The sequence below is a fragment of the Marinomonas colpomeniae genome, assembly GCF_014803385.1.
Classification (GTDB): domain Bacteria; phylum Pseudomonadota; class Gammaproteobacteria; order Pseudomonadales; family Marinomonadaceae; genus Marinomonas; species Marinomonas colpomeniae.
In genome coordinates, this window is sequence record NZ_JACYFC010000003.1 from 54,702 (window position 1) to 78,877 (window position 24,176).

A 24,176-nucleotide genomic window follows, 5' to 3' on the forward strand; every position below is an offset into this window, starting at 1 on the left:
TATGACGACCAAAACTGATGTTACTAATAATGAACTGCCACCTTATCGTAAGCGTGAAGCTTTAAATCGCTGGATAATATCACTTCCAGCTCTCAGTATTATTATGCTGGCGGCTATTGGTCCTATACTTATTATGCTGTTGTATTCATTCATGGTTAAAGGTGATTATGGCGGTGTGAAGTTATGGGAGTTTTCATTTGATGGCTGGATAAACGTCTTTTTTCAGCGAGATATCTTTGATGAAACTCTCGGCCTTGCCGATGCTCACCTTACTATTTTTTGGCGCTCACTTAAGCTTTCTATACTCACCACCTTAGCTGCTTTAGCCTTCGGACTTCCTACGGCTTATTTCATTGCTACTCGTCCTAAACATACGCGTGAAATTTGGGTGTTTCTGATTACCATTCCATTTTGGGCAAACCTTCTGATCCGTACTTTTGCAATTCAAGAAGTTATCCGTAATGAAGGTATTATCAATAATACATTACTAGCTATTGGTATTATTGATTCGCCTATTCAGATGCTATACACAGATGGTGCGATTTTGTTTGGCATGGTTTACGTCTATTTACCTCTCATGGTGTTGCCATTGTATGCCAGTATAGAAAAGCTTGATTTTCGTTTGGTTGAAGCAGGTTACGATTTATATGCGACACGTTTGAAAGTATTGAGGCGCATTATTCTACCTATGATAAAACCAGGCATGATCGCAGGCTGCATATTGGTATTTATTCCTTCATTAGGCGCCTATGTGACACCACGTTTATTAGGTGGTGGTAAAAATATGATGTTGGGTAATTTAATTGAATCGCAATTTGGTGCAGGGCGAAACTGGCCTTTAGGCTCAGCCATTTCAATAACGCTGATGCTGTTGGTTATGTTTGCCTTAATCTTCTATGTTCGAAATGCAACACGATCAGGAGCCAATCATGGGTAGTCGTCACTTTAATGTTCGTACCTTACCCGGCTTTGGGTTCATTGCTTTATTAACCTTTTTTCTGTTGTACCTGCCGATTTGTATGCTGGTGTTTTATGCTTTTAACAGTGGTGACTCTATCGTGCAATGGGAGGGGTTTTCATTACGTTGGTTTGAGGTCGCACTCAAAAATGATGCCGTACAGGAAGCAGCGGGACGCTCTATATTAATTGCAGTAATCGCTGCAACTGTTGCGACCATTTGCGCGACTATGGCAGCACTTGCTACGACCCGTGTAAAACCTTATCCAGGCTTAGTCTTTAAATACGCAGTGATTAATCAGCCGCTGATGGTTCCTGAAATTGTGACCGCTGTTGCGTTATTGATTGTGTTTTCAAAAATTAAAGTTTGGACTGGTTATTCTGGACTGACTTACTTGATACTGGCACATACTGCATTCTGTATTCCATTTGCCTATCTGCCGATTCGTGCTCGACTAGAGAGTATGGATTCCGGTCTCGAAGTTGCTGCTGGTGATCTATATGCCACGCCATGGAAAACGTTTCGTTTGATTACCTTGCCTTTATTACGTCCCGGTATTATTGCTGGATTTATGCTGGCCTTCGTTATTTCTCTGGATGATGTGGTGATTACTGAATTTGTTAAATCGGGTGGGCAAGAAACCTTACCAACTTATATGTTGGGGCAATTACGTCGAAGCATAACTCCGGAAGTTAATGCGATAGCTACCGTGTTTTTGGCGTTTTCTGTGTTACTTGTCACAGCCTTCTTCTTCTCCAGTCGTAAAAAGACCTGAATTAAGAATGAGTTAAATATCACATGTTCCTAACGGCTCTCATCCGTTATAGAAAAAACTGAGTTGTAAAATGTAAGATAACTTTTGTATGCGTACTTTTAATTTTTAAGGGGATACTATGAAAAAATGTAAGTTATTAACTACGGCAGTTGCTCTAGCTTTGTCTACAGGTATAAGTACTGCTCATGCCGAAGGTGAGCTAAATATTTTCAACTGGGGTGATTACACCAGTCCAGAAATGATTGAAAAATTTGAGAAAGCTTATGATGTGAAAGTCACAATCACAGATTTTGACTCAAATGACACTGCATTAACCAAGATCAAAGCGGGTGGTCATGGCTTTGACATCGTAGTCCCATCCGCCAATTATGTGCCGATTTTTGTTAAAGAAGGTTTGCTGTTAGAAGCACGTCCTGATCTGATGGAAAATTTTAAAAATGTTGATGAGCAATGGGTTAACGTACCTTGGGATCAAGGTCGTAAATATACTGTTCCTTGGTTATGGGGTTTGACAGGCGTTGTGGTTGATACGTCTGTTTATGATGGCGATATTAATACATCTTCGATTTTTCTTGATCCTCCTAAAGAACTAATAGGTAAAGTGAATGTTGCACCAGAAAAAAATGATGTGATGTATGCTGCTATTCGCTATATGGGTGGAGAGTGGTGTACCACTGATAAAGAAGTACTGAAAAAAGTACGTGACAAATTAGTTGAAGCGAAAGAAAAATGGATTGCGATGGATTACGGGACTATCGAAAAATTCGCCAGCCGTGATTATGCAGCCGCTTATTACTGGAACGGTGCAGCAATGCGCGCACGCGAGAAAAATGTAGATGTACGCCTTGGCTACCCAAAAGAAGGTTTTCCATTTTTTATGGATAGTGTAGGTATTATTAAGGATGCAAAAAACGTCGAAAATGCCAAATTATTTATGAACTTTATAATGGATCCAGAAAACGCAGCGATGATTTCTGAGTTCGCTAAGTATTCTAATGGTATTAAAGGTTCTGAAAAATTCATGTCGGAAGAGTTAAGAAACGCACCTGAATTGAGTGTTCCTGATGAATACAAAGCAGCAGGTGGCTTCCTTGATTCATGTTCACCAGAAACCAGTAATTTATACACACGTATCTGGACTGATATTAATAAATAATTAAATTAATAAAGGTACAGCAGGAGGTAAGGTTTGCATCTTTACCTCCTGTTTTTTTATAAGCTAAGGAGATATATCACAATGGCTACACCGCTTTCCACTCCCGATCAATGTCGGGTTGCAGTTGCCCAATATGCGGTAAGTTACTTTAACAATACAGCAGGTTTTATCGATAACCTACAAAGCTGGGTAAGCGACGCTGTTGCTAATGATGCACAACTTCTATTATTCCCAGAATACGCTGCGTTGGAATTATGTTCTTTGATGGATAAGCCTCTGCAAAGCGACATACACGGCCAATTACATGCTATACAGGAATATTTACCGCTGTTTCTTGAGGCTCACCAAAAACTGGCGCAGCAGCATCAGGTCACTATTGTGGCAGGTAGTTTTCCAGTGAAAATCACTCAAGCGGGTGAGGAAGTATTTGTAAACCGCAGCTATGTTTTCCATCCTAATGGTCTGTCTGATTTTCAAGATAAGCACATCATGACACGTGTCGAAGCAGAAGATTGGGACATACGTCCAAGCACTGAAATTAAAATCATAGACACTGCCATCGGAAAAATTGGTATTAGTATTTGCTATGATTCAGAATTTCCATTAATTGCCCGTCGACAAGTTGAAATGGGTGCTGACTTGATTCTAGTTCCCAGCGTCACAGAAACATTAGCTGGCTATCATCGAGTGCGTACTGGTAGTCAGGCTAGGGCAATGGAAAATCAATGCTATGTATTGCATGCTCCTTTGGTAGGTGAAGCTGCATGGTCACCAGCCATTGATATTAGTATTGGTTGTGCGGGTGTGTATACGCCAATGGATGAAGGTTTTCCTGCAAATGGGATTCTGGCTCAGGGTGAAATGAATCAATCTGCATGGGTCTATGCAACGTTAGATTTCGTGAAAATGCGTGCATTGCGGACTAATGGTGGCGTGCTAAATTATAAGGACTGGGACGCGCAATTAAAATTATTGTAGTGGTATTAACACTGTTTTGAATACTCAGTTTGATGCCAGAATCTGAATAAACACTGTGTTAATAAATAATACCAAGTGTCTTTCTCAAGGAAGAAAAATACACTTGGTATCAATCGCTTATTTTTTTTGATTTTACTGCGAAAGAATAATTTCAGTGATTCCTTCTGCAGAAAGTATTTCAATCCAATAGCCGTCTGGGTCTTTGATAAAGGCTAAACCTTTCATTGAGCCGTCATCTGGGTTTTTCACAAACTCCACATCGAATTTTGCGAATCGTTCACTGGCAGCATAGACGTCTGGAACACTGATGCCGATGTGACCAAACCCGCGTGGATCTTCATTGCCACTGTGGTAGCCTGCGAAGCTTTCATCTTTTTCACTGCCCCAGTTATGAGTCAACTCAATTAAGGCTGGGCGACGAAATACCCATTCTGTTTTGGTTTTATCATCGCCTTCAGGAATTTCTTGCTCGTAGCCAAGGAAGTAAAGAGTAAATTCCATTCCAGGGAAGTCGTATTTACCCAGTAGCTTCATGCCTAATACGTTTTGATAAAAGTCTAAAGATGGCTTTGGGTCTTTAATTCGCAACATCGTTTGTTGCATGACATAACCTTCTGTAGCTTTGGCAATTTTTTCTGGTGACTCGTTATAACTAGACATTCGATAGTCCTTAATGAAAATGATCAAAAACTAAGAGTAAAACACATCTGTGAATTTTTTAAGAAGAGCTATTGTTCATGAAATAGCATCAAATAGAAAGGTTTCAACGTATCTTTCAACTCAGTTTATAACGCGTTATCAATAAGAATTATTGGGTGCCCTTTTGAGCACGATTCTATTCTGGCATTGACGTTATACGCTTGAGCTAAATGGTCGACGGTTAAACTTTCTTTAGGCGGTCCTTCGGCTAAAATTTGACCTTGATTGAGTAGAACGACTTGATCGCTATAGCGCAGCGCTAAATTGATATCATGGCTTATTAATATTGCAATGGCATTCTGAGAGCTTACTTCTTCACGAATGGCTTTTAATACCTGCATCTGCCAATTGAGATCCAGTGCGCTGGTGGGTTCATCAAGTAAATACAGCTTGGGTTTACGTACAATGGCCTGAGCCAAACTGATCATTTGCCTTTGTCCACCTGATAGCTTATGCATAGGCCAAAGGGCTAAATGGGATATTTTCAACCGTTCAAATACGTCTTCTATGGTTTGTTCTTTAAACGTACTTTCTCCTTGTAGCGTGACAACACTTTTGACGACTTCATAAGCGAGTAGGCTACTCCCTTGCGGTAGTGTTTGTGGTACATAGCCGATGCTTTTCAATCGTTGATGCTGTGTCATATTTGCTAACTCAACACCATCTAAAGACGCTTCACCTTGATATGATTTAAGGCCAGCAAGCCCCTTGATTAGAGTCGATTTCCCCGCGCCATTTTTTCCTAATAACGCGACTAAAGTTCCTGGTTTAATCGCGTCTAAAGTAATGTCGGATAGGATCTTTTTGCTGCCATAAGCGATGCTGATATTTTGAAGAGTAAGGCTCATAATGAATGTCGCTTTTGATGTTGATAAATAAGAGTGATGAAGAAAGGGATACCAACAAGAGAAGTAACCATTCCAATAGGCAATACCAAGCCTGGGATGACGCTTTTACTCACAATGGACGCGAGCGACAACAATAATGCCCCGCACAAGGTACTACCAATCAAAAAAAAGCGATGGCTTTCACCAATCATCATGCGTGCAATGTGCGGAGCAACCAAACCAATGAAGCCAATTTCGCCAACAAAAGCCAGTGCGACAGCCGTGACTAGGCTAACTCGAACAAGTGTAGTCACTCTCAAACGTTTCACGTTAATCCCCATGCTTTGGGCTTGTTCTTCTCCGCTGCGAAGTAGGGTCATCGACCAAGAATTACGTAGACTGACGATCAAACACAGAATGAAAACCACAGCGACTATGGTGGCTTTTTCCAAATCTGCTCGCGCAAGGCTGCCCATGGTCCAAAAAACAATTTGCTGTAATTGACCTTCGTCCGCTACGAATTGAATCACGCCGACCATAGCGTTTAAACCAAACATTAACGCGATACCAAATAACAATACGCTTTGAATACTGCCTCCTAAACTGTTTGCGACACCAAGAATGATCAGTGATGTGAGGCAGGCAAAGGCAAAGGCAAAGATAGGCAGTAAATAGGTTTGGGTTATTCCAAATGAACTAAAGTCGAAGACGATTGCCAATGACGCGCCAAAGGTGGCTGCAGATCCTACGCCTAAGGTAAATGGGCTGGCCAATGGGTTGTTAAGCGCAGTTTGCATTTCAGCACCTGCCAAGCCAAGAGATGCACCGACAAGAATCGCCATGAGTGCGTAAGGTAGACGAATATCCCAAATGATAACTTGCTGAGAAATTGGCAAAGATGACGGCGACCAAAGGCCTTTTAGTAAATCACCATAACTCAAAGAGGAAGGGCCTTCAGACAAGTCATACAAGAGTGTGAATAAAATTACCATGGCCAAGACGGTCAAGAAAATAAACCGAGTGCTCATGTATTGGCGATATTGATCAGCCAAAGAATTGGCCGATCCTATCTGTGTTTTGTTACCTTGAAAAACACGGTGAAGTGATGAACATAGCTTACTCATATACTTCCTTAGAAAGCTGGGTCCAATAAACACCTGTGAGTGGAATCGCTTGGAAATTCTCGAAGAAATAATCCAATGTTGCTTCTGGATTTAATGTTTTAAATTCTTCTGGATACAACCATTTCGCAACTACTTGAACGGCTATCACATTAAGGGGGGAGTTATAGAAGCCATGCCATAATGCGTAGGCTTGATGGTTTTGAACCGCATTCAGTGAACTCAGATTAGAGCGAGCCAGAGCTTGATATAAAGACTTTTCTGCGAATTCATTTGGTACGCCAGCACCTAACATGACATAAGGAAGGACATCGTCTGGATTTTCTTTTGGCATGCCTTTAGAGCCAACGGCGGTGGCAATATAAGTGTCAGGTTGCTGTTCTAGTAAGTATTCTGGATTCATCATACCTGCAGCACCGGGAACGACGGATAACGCAATGTTATCACCACCTGCCGCGTCAATAAGATCCGCGATCATGCCTCGTGCCATTGCTTCACAACAGGCGCTAGAAACACCGACACGGCTATGGATGAACACGCGCTTTTTCTGTTCAGCAGACAGTCCGGTTATCTTAATCGTTACTTTTTCCAATTGTTCTTGGTAGAAATCTAAAAAGCGTTTTGCTTGCTGTTCTTTGCCTAAGATTTTGCCCAATAGTGTTAAGCTTTTTGATGTGTTGTTTAAAGGGTCTTTTCGAAAGTCTACAAACACAACATTAATGCCTGCTTTTTCAAGAATTTTAATAATATTGCTATGGCGAGCATTTGGGCCATGGCCATCTAAGCTAAAAATTGCCAAATCAGCGTTTAATTCAATGGCACTTTCGATGCTAAAACTGTCCGCAGAAGTTCGGCCAATAACAGGGATGTCAGCAATGCTTGGGTAAAGCTTTTGATACTCGATAAAGCTGCCGTAATCTACCCATTGTAGTTTTGACAACATAGCGGCCACGGATTTAATCGGGTCATCTTGGTTCAAGATAGAAAGAGCGTGTATATAGCGGCTGTCACCTAAAATAATGCGTTTTGGTTGCTCAGAGAAGGTGACCTTACGATCTGCAAGATCAGTGACGGTAAAAGACGTTTGAGCAGCTTGAATGGTAAAACTCATAGAGCCGAAAATTACGAACGCAAGACTTAACATTAGGCTTTTAAGAGAAGAAAAAGTATTCATAAAAAGCTTCCTTTTAATAACAAAAGCGCCAGTTCCTATAAAAATAAGAACTGGCGTAAAGGGGAATTGGTTATTGTTAGAATTTATAAGCGGCGCTTAAGCGAATGTCTCGACCCGCTTCATAAGAGCCGATAATTGCTTCATAGCCTGTATGATCAGTGTAGTCAGCAACACTGGCATGGCTTAAGTATTCCTTATCAAAAAGGTTATTTACCGTTAAGGTTAAGGTTAATGAATCGTCTTTTAAAGGAACCCATTGAGCATATATATCGTGTGTCGTATAGCCTGGTTTATCAATGTTGAGTTCCGTTCCACCAACGTCTAAGTCTATATCATGTATGCCTTTCACCATTTCAGCTGACCAACCTACTTTAAATTTTTTATTGAATTCATAATCCAGGCTTAGCGCTAAGGTATCACCGATCGAATTAGCCGTTGATCCATAGACATAGCGAGTAACAATGTCATCACCAGATACAGTATCTGCACTATGAAAATGAAGGCCAGCGATTAGACTATTTAAGCGATAAGTTACATCTAAGTAGTAGCCGTTTGTTTCAATAGGATCCTCTAAATTTGTATAAACTTTACCCCATGGTAAGGTAAGGCCAATAACGTCATTGATAGTGGATTGATAAACACCAAATCCAACTTCTAATCGGTTTGTATTGTAATTTATACCTAGCTCAATATTTTCCGATGTTTCTGCTGTTAAGTCACTTGAGTTGCTAGAGCTATCGAGTTTGAATGCATCTTTCGCTTCAGCACCTCTTAAGGCTTGTGCATAATTTGCCGTTACGTTTAACGTGTCATTGATATGGTATGTTGTGCCAATATTAGGAGACAAGCCACCGTCAGAAAGTTCTTGCCCGTTTACATCTGTTAACTCATATTGGTCATAGCGTAAACCTGTGGATAAAATAAGCTTATCTGATAAGTCTATTGTGTCTTGTATATAGAGCCCTGCGACATTACCTGTTTCAGAAAGGTCACTATTAATGTAGTAACTTGTGTCGTCTCTATAGTTAAGGCCATAGGTAAGTTGGTGGCTACTAATTAAGCTAGTATTTTCTAGCGTCAAACCTAAAGTTTCAAAGTAGCCGCTATAGCTTGTGCCACTGTATTCTCTTTCTTGTTGGTTTTTTGTTCGATAAACTGTGATGCTTGTATCAATTAGATCATTATCACGATTAGTAAAATCATAATTTAAAGTAGTCGTTTCACGATCAGCGGTGGTTGGCTCTGTAACATTTTTAGTGCTATGTGTTGCCCATTCTGGCTTATAGTTGACATCACCTTCTTCCGTTAAATTCTCGTGAGAAATAGACAAAGTTTGTTCGTCGGTTAGATGGGTTTTAACTTTTAGGAACCCCAATTCTTCTTCAGACTCACTACCACCGATCTCGTCACTATTACCATCTTCGTAATTATCATGTTGGCCACTTATGATACTTAACATGGCTTGCGTATTGCCAGAAGAGGTACGACCATAAATCGTGGCGCTGTTTTTTAGGCTGTTCCCATTGGTGCTATAAGTGGATTTAAGTAAGGCTCCGATGTTTTGATTGTCTTTTAATAAATCACTTGCGTCTTTAGTGATAAACCGAACAGAGCCGCCTAATGCACCAGGGCCTGCGGTTGCGTTGGCTGCACCGGCTTCAATCTCTACTCGTTTTAATAGCTCAGGTTCAACGGAAAGACGTCCCGCGTGATGAAATATAGCTCCTGCTTGTTCTGCGCCATCGACAGTAATGTTTAAAGAGTCTTCACCGATATTTCGAACATAGATCTTTTGACCCATTTTTACTGGGCCTCCGGCAGACACTTCGCTTTTGTTTTTGAATAATTCGGATAAGGTTGTTGCTTGGCTTTGGGATATTTCTGTATCGGATACTGCTTGGTCAAGTTCGGTAATAGCTCGACCTTCGATTTTTATTTCGTCAATAAGTACCGTAGTGTCTTCTGCAATAGCAACGCCTGAAAGTACTGTTTGAGAAATGGCAATCGCTAAAATAGATTTTGAAAATAAACGATAGGAAAGCATAAATACCTCTATAAATGAGAATTGTTTACATTTGATAGCGGCTATTATCTTGTTTATGTAAAGAAAGTGAATGACTTTTACATTTGTTACATTTCACCGATGTGAAAGTTATGTATTGATGTGCGTAATTACACAGGGTCATAAGGTAAGTGAATAGAAACAAGTAAGCCTGTTACGGGATTGTTGTCAATATTCTCTGAATGAATGCTGCCACCAAGTGCAGTGATTTGGCGCATCGCTAATGCGAGTCCTAATCCATAACCGCTTTTTTTGGAGCTGACACTGCGATCGTTGTTGTGATTACTTTGTTTTATACGGAAGAAAGGTTTAAAAATGTCTTCTAAATATTCGCTTGGTACACCGCACCCTTGATCTTTTATGTCGATCAGAAGGTTATGGTTTTCTTGTTTGAGTTCAATGGTTAATGTCTTGCCTTCTGGTGTATGAAAAAGTCCGTTTCGGATGATGTTTTCTAAAGCGGCGCTTAATGCTTGATGGGCACTGTTGATGACAATAACGTGGTCTGGTTGAAGTAAGGTGATTATGTGATGAGGGAATTCATATTGAGCATCGTCTACGATAACTTGTAGTAACGTCGTAATATCCAGCTTTTCTAGAGCCAGTTTGGGGGATTCTGTGTTAAACCAAGCCAGCGTCAATGCATCGTCTATCAAACCTTGCATATTGGAAGATTCATAACGCAGCCTTTCTAATGCATCTTGCGAATCTAAATCTTGCTCGACACAATCCACTGCGATATTAAGCCGTGTTAATGGTGTTCTTAATTCATGAGATAAGTCGGCCAATAGTTGTCGTTGATCTATGATCAATGTACTTATACGGTCAGCCATATGATCAAAGGTCGAAGACAATCGTGTTAATTCATCTTTACGCTGTGTTAATACTTCACTTGCACGAACATTAAAATCACCTTCACTAAAACGTCTAGTTGCTTTTTCTAACTTTTTTAATGGTTTCATCATGTAGCGATATAAAATATAGGTGATGAGACACAAAATAAGAAAGGGCAAAGCAATTTGTAACAATAAGTCGATAATGAATAAGTTAGCACCGGGTCTCATACGTTGAGGGAGCTGTATTAAAAAGTGAGTGATGCCGTCTTCAAATCGAATTTCCATCGTCGGGTTATGGACAAAATATAAATGTATTTTCCATTCTAAACTTCGACCTAGCCCAAAAGTGCTTAAGTAAGCATCGGAAAGTTGAGTGTCTGCGAGGTTTTGAATCTTCGGGCGCGATATGGCTATCCAAGTGTTTTCTTTTTCTTCTATTTCCTTAACCCATTTAGAAAGAGCACTTTCACCTTCTTTATAGAGGATACGTTCCGCTTCTTTTGCATAGGCTTGTAATTCGGCTCGATAATCTTGGTCAATGTAGCTCATGCTTTCTTCTGTATGACTGGCGACTAAATCGATCAACCAGAAAAACACCACGGTGCCAACGGCAATAATAAAAAACAATTTCCACAATAAGCTATTTTTCATCGGTAACAATAACCCTTTCCGTGAACAGTGGTGAGATATTCACTCGGCATGCCTGCTGCAATCAGAGTTTTTCTAATTCGACTGACGTGCATATCAAGGCTTCTATCGTATTGGTTGAAGGGTTTACCTAATGCCATTTGCGATAAAAATGCCTTGCTTAAGACACCGTTTTGATTTTCTATCAAGAGCCACAAAATGCGAAACTGGATCGAAGATAAATGTAGGGGGTGATGATTGTAATGCGCGTGTTGCTCTAAACGAGACAATACTAAGTGATCGTCTTTTAGGTTTAAGGCATTTTTTGATTCTTTATTTTGTGAGGAACGGCGAAGTAATGCGTCCACTCGCAACGCCATTTCGGTAAAATTAAAAGGCTTTGGTAAATAATCATCTGCACCAATACTGAGCCCTTTGATTCTGTCTTCTTCTGCGCCTAGGGCAGAAATCATCATGACGGGTGTTTGACGCTCTTTACGTAAAAGGTCTAATATTTTTAATCCGCCAATACTCGGCAGCATAATATCTAATAAAATCAAATCAAAAGACGACTTTAAAGCGGCAAGTAAGCCTGTTTCACCGTCATGAAATACTTCCGTGTTAAACCCTTTAGATTCCAAGAGCTGAGACATTTTTTGTCCTAAAAAAACGTCGTCTTCAATAATTAAAATTTTAGAGTTGATCATAATATAATAAGAATCGTTAATTGATAATGATTCTTATTATGCTTGTTTGGTTACATAAAGTCACTTAATGATAGGCAGTGGCTTTATTTATTCTTAAGAATTAAACCTTCACAACGTATTTCTCCATTGCTTCAAGCAGTGAGCGGTGTTGCAAAATACTCAAACACTCATCTTCTTGTAAGTGATTTAACAAACCTTGAATCTCTTGGTTATGGATAATTTGCCACTCTGCACAAATCCATGTTCTGCAGAACTCTTTTTGTGATTCTTCTGTTGCTGAATCGGCTAATTGAGCGAGGTGCCAATAAAACAGATCTGGATTAGAAGTCAGTCTTACTAAAGACGATATTTCTTCGTCTGAATGAAGCGGTTTTAGTTCAGCGTCGTATTTGTTAAGTGCGGTAATAATGGCATTAGTACGCTTTTCTTCAGGGGCCCGTAGTAAGCCAAGATGGCGAATAATGTTGCCCCTGTTTTTACCACCGCTCAACCAAGACAAAGGAATAGAAAAAGTTAAGCCAAAAGTAATGGGTAGAGACCAATAGAATAGTTCAGGACTCAGAAACAAAGCGCCACCAGCTAAGGCCAATCCTAATGCGGTATGGCTAAAATGAGCTCGGCAGACGACTTTCCAAGAGTTGGCGCCATCGTCACGTGGCTGAGGCTTCCAACCACTGTCTCGACCGCGCAGAATGTCATATACCACTTGGAACTGAGAAAGCATAAGAATCGGAGCGTATAACGCAGATAAAAGTGTTTCGACAATAATGCTTAGTGTCAGCAATATGGGACCACCAAACCCCAAGCAACGGCGGATATTCAATAGAGCCGCTAACCAGCCATAGATTTTTGGTGCTAATACCAACGACATAGATAAGACGAATAAAGAACGTGCTTTTTCGAAATCAAATACAGGCCAAGTTGGAAAAAGAGAAGGGTTGGCGAAATACTCAGGACGAACAAAATAGGCCTGTACAGCCAAAGCAAAACCGACAGCAATTAACAGAAGCCAAAATATTGCGCTTAGATAAGACATGATTCCAGTGACTAAATGCAATCTAGTGGCAAAGTGAAAACCTTTGGCGAAGACAAAGGCTTTATGTTGTAAGTTGCCCTGACACCAACGACGATCACGTACAATTACATCGATAAGTGATGGTGGTGCTTCTTCATAAGAAGCTTGTAAATCGGTATCAAATCGAACGCCCCAACCAGCACGACGTAACAATGCCGCTTCCATAAAATCATGGCTCATTACATGACCGCCGAAAGGTGCTTTTCCTTCAAGAATCGGTAAGCCAGAAGCTTGAGCAAATGCCTTGGTACGAATAATGGCGTTGTGTCCCCAAAAGTTAGACGCATTACCATGCCATGCGGCTAAACCAGAGGCGTAAACAGGGCCAAAACAGTGGTTCGCAAATTGTTGAATACGACCGTACAAAGTATTGGCTCGAATTAGTGTCGGCAAGGTTTGAATGAGGCCAAGAGATGCTTCTGCGCTCATTCTTCGAGTTAAACTTTGGAAGCAATCTGCACTCATCAAACTGTCTGCATCAAGAACAATCATGCATTCATACGCGCCACCAAATCGAGTCACCCAATCTGCTATGTTGCCTGCTTTACGTTCTTTGTTATTGTGACGACGGCGATAATAAATAGGGCAAATAGATTGGTTGTGATTTAGTAGTGGACTAAACGCTTCTTCTTCTTCGATCCAAGCGTCTGCTTTGTTGGTATCACTGAGAATGAAGAAGGCAAACTTCCCTGGCGCTTTTTTTGCAATGTCTTCATGCATTGCCTGAATGCTGGCGCGAATACGAAGAGGATCTTCATTATAAACGGGTAATAAAATGGCTGTAACAGCCTCTACTTCTTGCTCTTTTCGACGACGAGAGAAAGGAGATAGTTGACTAAATGACCCTAACGTCGCTTGGGAAAAAGCGAATGAAATCCAACTAAAGTTAATGCAAAACAGTAATAGAAATAACCACTGCAGTCCTGCGATACCATTGATGCTAAGTACTAAATACATCTCAGTTGCGCCATACCAAGATAGCGTGACCGTCATAAGAACAACAAAAAAGCGTGCTAAAAAGGTAGTCACGGCAAAGGTTTGAAACATTTTCCCTAGAGGTTTACTTGCCTCGTTAACAGAGTGACGAGGCATATCAAGAGGAGATTCTATTGGTAATGCAAGTTTGGCTTTAGTTAGCATCGTTATTCCTCTAACCAACGATACAACCAAGTCGGTGTGGCGGCTCCATCACCTTTTTTAAGCTGCACTCTGAGTTCAGATACGTTGGCGCCTTTAGGATCAAAAGTAAGGTACACACGAACCCCTTTGTTGTATGGATGCTTAACGATCAATGCTTCTAAGATCTCTCCTTCGCTGATGTTGGCATCGACACTTAAGTCGTCAACATTCACGTCTGTCATCTTATTAAAGTCAATTACCACTTCTGGATGCTGACCAAAGAGTTTCGTACCTTTTGCGCTGCGTATCGTACGAGGAGAGTCTAATGAAACAGGGGTGTCGTTTGACCATGTCATCAAGTATTGGAATGTATAAGATGAATCTTTTTTCAGACCACCTTTAGGCTGCCAATAAGTAACTATATTGTCATTTGATTCTGCATCAGAGGGAATCTCTACTAACTCAACCTGTCCATCACCCCAATCGTTCATGGGCTTTATCCAAGCAGAAGGACGAGTTTGATAATTAGCTTCTAGGTCTTCATAATCATCAAAAGCTCGACTACGTTGAATTAAGCCAAACCCTTTTGGAGATTGATCAGAAAATGCGCTTACCTGCAGGTTCTTAGGGTTATTCAAAGGGCGCCATAGCATTTCGCCTTTCCCCGTTAAAATCTGTAAGCCCTCTGAGTCATGCACGGCAGGTCGGTAATCTGGAATGTCTGATGCATCAAGCGAATTGTTGTGCATAAACATGGATGTCAAAGGAGCAATTCCAACGTGTTGTAAATCGACACGAGGAAATAGGGTTGATTTCACTTCAACACGAGTTGGTTTGCCTGGGTAAATCCCAAAACGATAGGCTCCTGTAATACTTTTACTGTCTAGTAAAGTGTGAACTACAATAGCGTCTTGGCTTGATGCTGGACGCTCAATCCAAAACTTAGTAAACATAGGGAACTCTTCTCCCTTTGGCTGCGCTACGTCAACGGCAAGGCCGCGAGCTGACAAACCGTATGTTTGACCTTTTGAAACTGCTCTAAAATAACTCGCACCTTGGAAAACGATAAACTCATCATTGTAATCTTCACGGTTAATCGGGTAATGCAAACGTAGTCCTGCGTACTTTCCTACCTCAGAAATCAATTTTCCAATCTCATCATTCGGAGTGGAAAATGAATCAGGTGACATGGTTAAAGGGAAGGAACGACCGTTCTCAACTACATCAATGGACACTAAATCTTTAAACAAAAAGCCAGGTGCGAACAATTGAACAGAAAACTTAGTGGGTGTATTACCCCAAACTGCTTGATTCTGCTGAAAGTTGATTTGACGATAGGTACTGTAATCCATATCTATCAAAGCCTGTGGTGCCTTTTCAATTGGTTGCATAGGTGATTGCGACAACTTTTTAGCCAGCTCAATCACAGTTTGATGTGAAAAGGGTGTCCCTATATTTTGTGACTCTTTCGCCGGTTTTGTATTCTCTGCTGGCTGAGTATTTGTTGATACATCAGAGTTGGATGATTTTGCATGGATTGATGTGCTGATCATGAAGAATGTAAGTACAGAAAAGCTCACAAAAAATAGTGACTTAATGGGATGACAGCTAGGTGGTGTAAGAAATAATTTCAAGATGAAGCCCTCTTCTTCCGTGTTTGATCTTCGCCCTTTTATTAGGCTACTTAATTGAAAGTTATCATATCTTAGCTATCTGTAAGGTTGGAGGCGGGGAGCTTCAGTTAATTGTAAAGAGTGAGCGTCTATGATGTATTTCTTGCTGTAGAGCTTAAAAAGCCCATGTTATCAAACAGATAACATAGGCTTTTTAAATAAGGTTACGGTTTTCTATGGTTAAATTCGGCTAAGTAATTCGGTTTTTTTCGTGTTGTATTCGTTTTCAGATATTGCCCCAGCATCCTTTAACTTAGACAGCTTTTCTATTAATTGAATCGTTTCATTAATAGAAGATGAATTAGGAATATGACTGTTTGTTTGTTGAGTATTATTGTTTTGCTGAGCTATATTGCTTCTCTCTGGAATAAAAGTATTTTGCACTGGTTCAGCGAAATTACGTTGTAGCTCAGGTGCAACGCCAGGCCCTGAGATAATAGGTAAACTACTTACTGCGATAGTACCGTATTGACTACTGAAGGTCAGTGATGTGTCGCCACCTTGCTGCTGGCTGACACCGCCAATATTGTTGTCTAGGGTATTATAAACCGTTACTTGACCATTAAGTTCAACCGCCAAGCGATTTGGAAACACAGCGTAGCGAATATTATTTTGTGCGCCACTGCTGAATGGTTGTCCTAGGTTTCCTGGCCACCATAGACTGCTACCTGGCGTTCCTTGCGGAATAGGAACGAATATTTCAAGGTTAGCAAGGCCGTTTGCTAAGTCGTTGCAAAGGTTGTCTACGGTATTTTTTAAACCATTATTAAACATATCGCCAACCATGGTCATCCCACTACGCATCCATTGACCACCACCACCTAATTCTTGGCAGTTAAATTGCGCCATGCTACCAGATCCGTTATTCACTGCGATTAGCATGTGCACGACAGCATCGTAACTAAGATTGTATTTGCAACAAAGGCTATTAACCAATTGTTGGCCGCTTTGAGTAAGGTTTTGCATACATTTCTCCCTAAATAAGTTAATTAACGGAGAGCTGTTCAGCTTCGTGTGTTGGCAGGTTCCGTGGTGTGTGCAGTCTATCATAATGATGATGAACTAAATGCGACTTAATTGTTTATTTTTCGAACAATCTAAATTGACTCTATAATCTCTAAATTAGAAGGGAATATGATGTTTATAAACATGAAAGAGAAGCGGACGGATAAAAAATAACCCCGGCACCTTTAGCTGGTGACGAGGCTATTTATTTGTCATTATCTTACTGTAAATAAAAACTTAAAGAGTGAAAAGGCGGTCGCCGTCTTCATCTTTAATACGAGTCGGTAGACCCATTTCGTTCAACAAACCTAAGAAAGGTTTTGGATCTAGTTGCTCTACGTTACGCATTTCTTTTGCGTCCCAAGTGCCATTAGCAACAAGGATTGCTGCTGCAACAGGTGGCACGCCAGCAGTATAAGAAATACCTTGGCTGCCCACTTCGTTATAAGCGTCTTTATGATCTGCCACGTTGTAGATAAATACTTCTTTGTCTTTGCCGTCTTTTTTACCTTTAACCACATCACCAATACAGGTTTTACCTGTGTAATTTGGTGCAAGTGAAGAAGGATCAGGAAGAACCGCTTTAACCACTTTCAATGGAATAACTTCTAAACCTTCAGCTGTTTTAACCGGTTGCTCAGATAGCAAACCTAGGCTTTTCAATACAGTGAAAACATTAATGTAATGTTCACCAAAGCCCATCCAGAAACGTACATTTGGCACATCTAAGTTCTGAGACAAAGAATGTACTTCGTCATGGCCAGTCATGTAAGTTGTTTGCGATCCGACAACAGGCAGTTCGTCTGTACGGCTAACTTCAAACATTTTATTTTCTTGCCATGCACTTTTTTGCCAAGAGTAAACGCGACCGGTGAATTCACGGAAGTTAATCTCTGGGTCAAAGTTAGTGGCGAAGTATTTACCATGGCTACCAGCGTTCACGTCGATAATGTCGATAGAATCAACGGAGTCTAAATAGTGGTTGTAAGCCAATGCTGCATAGGCATTTACAACGCCCGGATCAAAGCCCACACCTAATATAGCGGTAATGCCTTTTTCTTTGCAGGCGTCACGGCGTTTCCACTCATAGTTAGCGTACCACGGTGGGGTTTCGCAAATTTTGTTTGGATCTTCATGAATAGCGGTATCCAAATAAGCCGCACCTGTTTCCATACAGGCTTCTAATACAGACATGTTAACGAAGGCTGAACCGACGTTGATCACGATTTCTGACTCTGTTTCTTTAATCAATTTAATGGTTGCTGGCACATCAAGAGCGTTGAGGGAGAATGCCTGAATGCGTCCCTCAATTTTCATGCTGCCTTTGTCGAGGACACTGGCTACAATATCGTCGCATTTCGCTACGCTACGTGAAGCAATTGCAATATTGCCCAGTGTGTCGTTGTGTTGGGCGCATTTGTGGGCTACAACACGAGCCACGCCTCCGCCGCCAATGATTAATACATTTTTTTTCATCGTTAGGTTATCTCCAAAGTTTTAGTATGAGCAAAATCATGAAAGATTCTGCTCAAAGTCGTTATAATCAAATTCCCTTACAAGTTCAATATCGCCATTCAATTGGCGAACCGCAATAGACGGCATTTTCACACCGTTAAACCAGTTCTTTTTCACCATGGTGTAACCCGCTGCGTCCTGAAAAGACAAACGGTCACCCACTTTTAATGCTTTATCAAATTTAAACTCGCCAAAAATATCGCCAGCCAAACACGATTTACCACATACCATGTATTCATGGTCACCGTTAGACGGCAGCATTTTTGCATTTTCACGATAAATTAATAAATCTAACATGTGTGCTTCAATAGAGCTGTCTACCACGGCCAAGTTTTTACCGTTAAATAACGTGTCTAATACCGTTACTTCCAGAGTAGTACTGTTGGTGATCGACGCTTCACCTGGTTCTAAATACACCTGTATATCGTACTTTTCAGCGAAGGCTTTGAGGCGTTGGCAAAATTGATCAATAGGGTAGTCATCACCTGTAAAGTGAATACCACCACCAAGACTGATCCATTTTACTTGTTGAATAAGGTGGCCAAAGCGTTCCTCTATTAAGGTTAGCATCTCATCAAAACGATCAAAGTCACCATTTTCACAATTATTGTGAAACATGAAACCTGAAATATCATGGATGATGGTTGCTATTTTTTCTGGGTCCCATTCACCAAGGCGGCTAAAAGGACGCGCAGGATCGGCAATCAGAAATTCAGACGTACTCACTTGAGGGTTTACACGTAAGCCACGAGCTTTTCCTTCGCTAGTATTTTTAAAGCGAGTGAGCTGACCAATCGAGTTGAAAATGATTTTGTCGGAATGTTCTAGTACTTCCGCTATTTCATCATCCGAATAAGCTACACTGTACGCGTGAGTTTCTCCTTGGAACTTGGTTTTGCCTAGTTTTACTTCATACAAAGAAGAGGACGTTGTTCCGTCCATGTATTCCTGCATAAGGTCAAACACAGACCAAGTCGCAAAGCATTTAAGAGCGAGCAAAGACTTAGCGCCAGATTGTTCGCGTACATACGCAATCTTCTTTAAGTTCTTTAAAAGAGCTGCTTTGTCGATGAGATAATAAGGAGTCTTAATCATGGCAATTTGCCCGCTAGTGAAAACGCGTATTCTAGAGCAAAGAAGGGTGTTTTTTCTAGCTAAAATAAAGCCAGAACAGAAGAAACTGAACAACTTTACGACACTCGTAATAAGTTGACGTTTTGTTGATATCCTAATCCATGACTTTTAAGTCAATCGGTTATGGGTATATTGAATAAATTATGTATTTTAATAATGAGTCTTTTTGTATCTATAAATGGATTAGCGAAAGAAGCTCGCATATATGATGGAGAGTACTTATTCAAGCATCGCTTCGCAGAACAACCAAACATGGAGAATATTAACCTGATAGCGATTCTTTCAGAAATCACCTTTTTAAGCATTCCGATCATTTTTTATAAAGCTTTAAACCGTAAAAATAAAAAGTAGTCCGTTGCTAGAAAGTAACTTTTTTTGAATGCCTTAATCATTAGGTAGAAAATGAGTATTTCTAATAAAATGCACCATACAGCTATTTTTCAAGTGTTGCTTTTATTTGATTTTTTCATCTCATACATGCGCTGGTCTGCTACAGATATCCAGTCATAGTCAGTGCTGATTTCACTTCGTTTTGCGATACCGTAACTAGCGCCAATCTTACTAAAACCTTCATTTTTTGTTTGCTGTATGGCGTTATGCATCCATTGTTCTATTGTGTCTATTGGTACATCATGATCAATTAAAATAGCAAATTCATCACCGCCAATTCTAAACAGTTCTGCTTGCTGTGTGGATAATACGTTTTTCATTTGTTCGGCATAGTTTTTTATCAGTTCATCGCCTTTCTGATGTCCATAGTGGTCATTGTAGTGCTTTAAACTGTCTATATCGGCAATGATCAATAGAGTGTATGACGGATTATTCAATGCTTGTAAAAATGCATGACGATTGCCTAATTTTGTTAGTTGGTCACTAACGGCCATCTCGTGTAATTGATGACTTCTCCGGCGCAATTGCAAGAGCATGATAAAAATAGTCGTCACTATGATAAGCAGAATAAGAGCGGCCCACATAAAGACATGATTTTTTAGTTGTGTTCGGTTTTCGTTCGCTTTTGCTAAAGCCAGTTGTGCTTTGGACAAAATTTGCTGTTGTTCGAGTCGTAGATTTTCTTGGTGGAGCTCTAAATTAGCGATAGTAATTTGGTTGATCCGTTCATGCTCTTCAATATAAGCATTATGGTATAGGCGGAAATAATTGAGAGCAACTTGGTGCTTACCTAATTGTTCGAGTACTTCAGTATAATCCAAATAAGCATTTATAGGAGCTCCTTGGCGAATGTCTGAAGGAGAGTCCATAGCTTTTCTTAAGAGTGTTTCTGCACTTTCCATATTTCCAAAGTAAGCTTGTAAAAAACCAAGGTGTCGAGAAGCATCTTTTAAGTAATCTTTATTACCAATCTCTTGGGCGAGTGTGTAGGTGTCTTTTGCTAAGGTAAGAGCTTCTTTCAGTTTTCCTAAATCACGTAACACTTCAATGTGCACAAGGCAGAAGTATAAAAAATAGTCTTGTCTGGGGTCTACAGGATTTGCTAAATAGTTGGAAATTACTTTCATGGCGTCTTCTGGTCGCTGTTGCTGTTCTAGCGCAGATGCCAATATCGCGTTTAGGTAACTAATGGCGTCAACTCGCCCCTCAGGTATGGTATTAAGGGCTTTGTAAGCGTATTGCTCTGCTTTTACATAATCTCTAGCATGTAAAAAAGCTTCGCCTAAAATAATATTTATGACAAAAATAGAAGGATGGTTTTCATCTACTTCTTTGAACCATTTTTCTGCCTGATAAAAGTATGGTAAGGCTTCTGCCACAAGTTTTTGGCGTACTAATAGTTGACCATAAATGTGGTAAAGATTGGCTTGAGTTACTTTGCTGTCATTAGTCGTAGGTGTCCAAGTTTTTATTGCTTCGAGCTCTTGCTCGAGCATATTTTTTGCTATTAAAAATTCGGTAAAAAACATCAGGTCATAGCTTATGATCATCATCCATCTAAAGCGCACGTTTTTTTGCATGGCCTTAGCTACATCGCTGTTGAGCCACTTGGCCACATTTTGTGTCGCTGTTGTTTGTTTCGTTTCTCGTAATAATAGGCTGATTTTGGCACTGATCGGAGTGTAATCCGCTTCTGATAACGAGTCTGTATTCGCAATAAAAATAGATAACTTATTATTAATAGAGACGTTATCACCTGAATAGAGTGCCTCTTTAATGTGCTCAATAGACGGTTCTAAGCTCTCTGCATTTGCAATGGATGTAAAATGCCACAGCAAAAAAATGAAGCTGTAGCTTATAATGAATTTTGGCTTTTTTCTTTTAGTTGAGAGCATAAAGATAGAGTCACCTGAGAGTGATTTAATTTATTATGTACTTTAAGTAAACGTGTTTGAAAACGTATATAAATATTCTTGTATGCATTGGATTTGACTCTAACAAGCCAATATTAAAATACCCTAATAAATAAACCCTGTAAGATCAATGATCTTATTGTAAACAGTCTTAACCTATGTTCCATTTGAGCAATGTTGTTCTTCTCAATCGATTTTTTAGAACCTGTTTCAACTTATATGGTCATATAGAGAGATTTGCCATTATAGAAAAAGCGGAATAGGTTAACCTCTCGTCTGTTTCATTCTATAATCCGCGGCAATTACACAGCCCTTTTGGCTGTGAGTAGCTTTTTTAGATACAAGGAAAATCTTTGCATGTTGATTTTGGTAGTAGGGTTAGCTATTTTTTTTGCCGTACATTGTGTTCGCTTATTTATTCCTGACTGGCGGAAAATGGTAGTAACAAAAGCAGGTTTGATGAGTTGGCGTGTCCGTTTTGGCATGTTGTCTCTACTGTCTATTGGTTTTATTTTTATGGGCTACGGCCAAGCTCGGTTAGCGCCTGTTTGGTTGTGGTTTCCGCCTGTGTTTATGCCACATATCACCAGCTTAATTATGTTCGTTGCCTTATTTTTCTTTTGCTCAGCTGTGGTACCAAAAACTACATTAAGAAGAGTGACAGGTTATCCTTTATATCTTGCGGTTAAGTTGTGGGCTTTTGCCCATTTACTGAGTAACGGTAATTTAGCTGACGTACTTTTATTTGGTAGTTTCTTAATTTGGGCAATTGCTAGTTATGCTGTTTTTCGCCGCCGTGACAGAAAAGCAGGCGTGAAAGCCGAAGAATCTAATATTCGATTTGACCTTATCGCTCTTGGATTCACTTTCGTGTCTTGGTTTGCCATTGTTTTGTTTTTCCATAAAGCAGTGATTGGTGTGTCCCCTTTAGTTTAAGTATTAGAGTTGCTCTTTTTATAGCTTACATAACTGTTTGATACTGTTGGCTGACAGCAATATAAGTGGTGCGTTATTGCCCGTGCCCTTTGTTTATAAATTATTAATATAGGTACAGGATAAAATGATTTGCGGTTTCGATTATGGGACATCCAACTGTGCACTTGGTTTGTCACAAGGTGCTGATGTTCGCCTTATTCCCTTGGAAGGGCAGCATACTTTTTTACCTTCCACTTTATACGCGCTAGATCGAGATCTGATCACCGAATTCGTTGGTAAAAACATCGCAGTAGGAGACACGCGTCAAGCTTTTGTATCCTCTCGTCAGAATGTACTGGCTCGTGCACAGAGAGCACGAAGAGAAGAAGATATTGACGACAATGACCAAACGTTGTTTTTTGGACGGGCTGCGTTTGAAGAATACTTTCAATGGCCTGAAGATGGCTATTTCGTCAAATCCCCAAAATCCTTTTTAGGTGCAACAGGGCTCCGTGCAGAGCACATCAATTTCTTTGAAGATCTTGTCGCTGCGATGATGCAAAACATCAAACAGAGAGCAGAAAACCAGCTTGGAGTGGAAGTCACACACACTGTCATTGGTCGACCTGTGAACTTTCAAGGAATTGATTCAGAAACCAGTAATCGTCAAGCATTAGACATATTAACGGCGGCGGGTAAGCGTGCGGGCTTCAAAGAGATTGAATTTTTATACGAACCTATTGCTGCTGGTTTGGATTTTGAGACAAAGCTAACAGAAGATAAAACGGTATTGGTAGTTGATATCGGTGGTGGTACAACCGACTGCGCCATGGTACGAATGGGTCCAGATTACGTAGGTAAAGAAGATCGCTATGCGGACTTTTTAGGACACACAGGTGAGCGAGTCGGTGGTAATGATCTGGACATTCGTATTGCTGGTAAACACTTAATGCCTTTGTTCGGTATGGATGCATTGCTCAAAAATGGATTGCCAATGCCTACGCAAATGTATTGGAATGCTATTACCACAAATGATGTCTCGGCTATCGCTACGTTTAATGGAATGGAAACTAAGCGTCAGATAGATCAATTACGTTTGGACGCCGCTGAGCCCAAATTAGTCGACCGTTTTTTACGTATGCGCGCAGAAAAACATAACTATCATATTGTGCGAAATGCGGAAGAAGCTAAAATTGCCTTGTCAGATACCCTAAACCATAAAGTATTAATGGATTACATCGAAGCGGGGTTATCGCAAGATATTAGTCGTGACGGCCTAGCAAAATCTATCGAACCACCGTTGGAAAAAATGCTGAAATTAATGATGGATGCTATTGAGCAGGCAGGAGAGCAACCAGACTTAATTTACATGACCGGTGGTTCAGCAAAATCTCCAGTAATTCGTGATGCGATTCAAAAACGTATTGGTGATGTGCCAGTATTAGATGGAGACCATTTTGGAAGCGTAGCAGCAGGCTTGACCGTTTGGGCTGAGCGTATTTTTAGATAAATCGTTG

The 24,176-nt window shown here is 40.4% G+C and carries 19 protein-coding genes; 6 read left to right on the forward strand and 13 right to left on the reverse strand.

Annotation, left to right across the window (positions count from 1 at the left end; genetic code table 11):
* The first annotated feature begins 1 nt into the window (after position 1).
* From IF202_RS09580 to IF202_RS09595, 4 genes are all read left to right on the forward strand, one after another.
* Complete coding sequence (locus tag IF202_RS09580; protein WP_191594691.1) at positions 2-937, forward strand: ABC transporter permease; 936 nt, start codon at positions 2-4, stop codon at positions 935-937.
* The gene (locus IF202_RS09585; protein ID WP_191594692.1) at positions 930-1,733 is read left to right on the forward strand and encodes an ABC transporter permease; all 804 of its coding nucleotides are present in this window, start codon (positions 930-932) and stop codon (positions 1,731-1,733) included. Before IF202_RS09580 ends, IF202_RS09585 begins: the two co-directional genes overlap by 8 nt.
* A 118-nt stretch (positions 1,734-1,851) precedes the next feature.
* The gene (locus tag IF202_RS09590) at positions 1,852-2,889 is read left to right on the forward strand and encodes an extracellular solute-binding protein (protein ID WP_191594693.1); all 1,038 of its coding nucleotides are present in this window, start codon (positions 1,852-1,854) and stop codon (positions 2,887-2,889) included.
* Positions 2,890-2,970: 81 nt separating this feature from the next.
* Complete coding sequence (locus IF202_RS09595; protein ID WP_191594694.1) at positions 2,971-3,867, forward strand: carbon-nitrogen hydrolase family protein; 897 nt, start codon at positions 2,971-2,973, stop codon at positions 3,865-3,867.
* A gap of 132 nt (positions 3,868-3,999) precedes the next feature.
* Here IF202_RS09595 and gloA read toward each other — a convergent pair whose 3' ends face one another.
* From gloA to IF202_RS09660, 13 genes are all read right to left on the reverse strand, one after another.
* Positions 4,000-4,527, reverse strand: coding sequence for a lactoylglutathione lyase (gene gloA / locus IF202_RS09600; RefSeq protein WP_191594695.1), 528 nt, complete (start codon positions 4,525-4,527; stop codon positions 4,000-4,002).
* A 125-nt stretch (positions 4,528-4,652) separates the two neighbouring features.
* A complete protein-coding gene (locus IF202_RS09605) occupies positions 4,653-5,414 on the reverse strand; it encodes an ABC transporter ATP-binding protein (protein ID WP_191594696.1) in 762 nt (253 codons plus the stop codon).
* Complete coding sequence (locus IF202_RS09610; RefSeq protein ID WP_191594697.1) at positions 5,411-6,517, reverse strand: FecCD family ABC transporter permease; 1,107 nt, start codon at positions 6,515-6,517, stop codon at positions 5,411-5,413. Before IF202_RS09610 ends, IF202_RS09605 begins: the two co-directional genes overlap by 4 nt.
* Positions 6,510-7,688: an ABC transporter substrate-binding protein gene (locus IF202_RS09615; RefSeq protein WP_191594698.1), complete on the reverse strand. Its 1,179-nt coding sequence runs from the start codon at positions 7,686-7,688 to the stop codon at positions 6,510-6,512. The genes IF202_RS09610 and IF202_RS09615 overlap by 8 nt, the downstream gene beginning before the upstream one ends.
* 76 nt (positions 7,689-7,764) lie before the next feature.
* Positions 7,765-9,732 carry a TonB-dependent receptor domain-containing protein gene (locus tag IF202_RS09620; RefSeq protein WP_191594699.1) on the reverse strand — a complete coding sequence of 656 codons (1,968 nt, stop codon included), beginning with the start codon at positions 9,730-9,732 and terminating at the stop codon, positions 7,765-7,767.
* Between the two features lie 128 nt (positions 9,733-9,860).
* Positions 9,861-11,237 (reverse strand): sensor histidine kinase, encoded by a 1,377-nt coding sequence (locus IF202_RS09625; RefSeq protein ID WP_191594700.1) that lies wholly within the window; start codon positions 11,235-11,237, stop codon positions 9,861-9,863.
* On the reverse strand, positions 11,234-11,920 hold the full coding sequence (locus IF202_RS09630; RefSeq protein WP_191594701.1) for a response regulator transcription factor: 687 nt from the start codon (positions 11,918-11,920) through the stop codon (positions 11,234-11,236). The genes IF202_RS09625 and IF202_RS09630 overlap by 4 nt, the downstream gene beginning before the upstream one ends.
* 100 nt (positions 11,921-12,020) lie before the next feature.
* A complete protein-coding gene (gene mdoH, locus IF202_RS09635; protein ID WP_191594702.1) occupies positions 12,021-14,135 on the reverse strand; it encodes a glucans biosynthesis glucosyltransferase MdoH in 2,115 nt (704 codons plus the stop codon).
* A 2-nt stretch (positions 14,136-14,137) separates the two neighbouring features.
* A complete protein-coding gene (locus IF202_RS09640) occupies positions 14,138-15,748 on the reverse strand; it encodes a glucan biosynthesis protein G (protein ID WP_235963439.1) in 1,611 nt (536 codons plus the stop codon).
* 219 nt (positions 15,749-15,967) lie between these two features.
* On the reverse strand, positions 15,968-16,753 hold the full coding sequence (locus IF202_RS09645) for an SHOCT domain-containing protein (protein WP_191594703.1): 786 nt from the start codon (positions 16,751-16,753) through the stop codon (positions 15,968-15,970).
* A 276-nt stretch (positions 16,754-17,029) separates the two neighbouring features.
* Positions 17,030-18,268, reverse strand: coding sequence for a saccharopine dehydrogenase family protein (locus IF202_RS09650; protein ID WP_191594704.1), 1,239 nt, complete (start codon positions 18,266-18,268; stop codon positions 17,030-17,032).
* Positions 18,269-18,304: 36 nt separating this feature from the next.
* Entirely contained in the window at positions 18,305-19,402 is a 1,098-nt protein-coding gene (nspC, locus tag IF202_RS09655; RefSeq protein WP_191594705.1) for a carboxynorspermidine decarboxylase, read from the reverse strand.
* A gap of 479 nt (positions 19,403-19,881) precedes the next feature.
* Complete coding sequence (locus IF202_RS09660) at positions 19,882-21,726, reverse strand: tetratricopeptide repeat-containing diguanylate cyclase (RefSeq protein WP_191594706.1); 1,845 nt, start codon at positions 21,724-21,726, stop codon at positions 19,882-19,884.
* A 375-nt stretch (positions 21,727-22,101) separates the two neighbouring features.
* Between IF202_RS09660 and IF202_RS09665 the strand changes: the two genes are divergently transcribed.
* Positions 22,102-22,680: an NnrU family protein gene (locus IF202_RS09665; protein ID WP_191594707.1), complete on the forward strand. Its 579-nt coding sequence runs from the start codon at positions 22,102-22,104 to the stop codon at positions 22,678-22,680.
* A gap of 124 nt (positions 22,681-22,804) precedes the next feature.
* The gene (gene yegD, locus IF202_RS09670) at positions 22,805-24,169 is read left to right on the forward strand and encodes a molecular chaperone (protein WP_191594708.1); all 1,365 of its coding nucleotides are present in this window, start codon (positions 22,805-22,807) and stop codon (positions 24,167-24,169) included.
* The last annotated feature ends 7 nt before the right edge of the window (positions 24,170-24,176 follow it).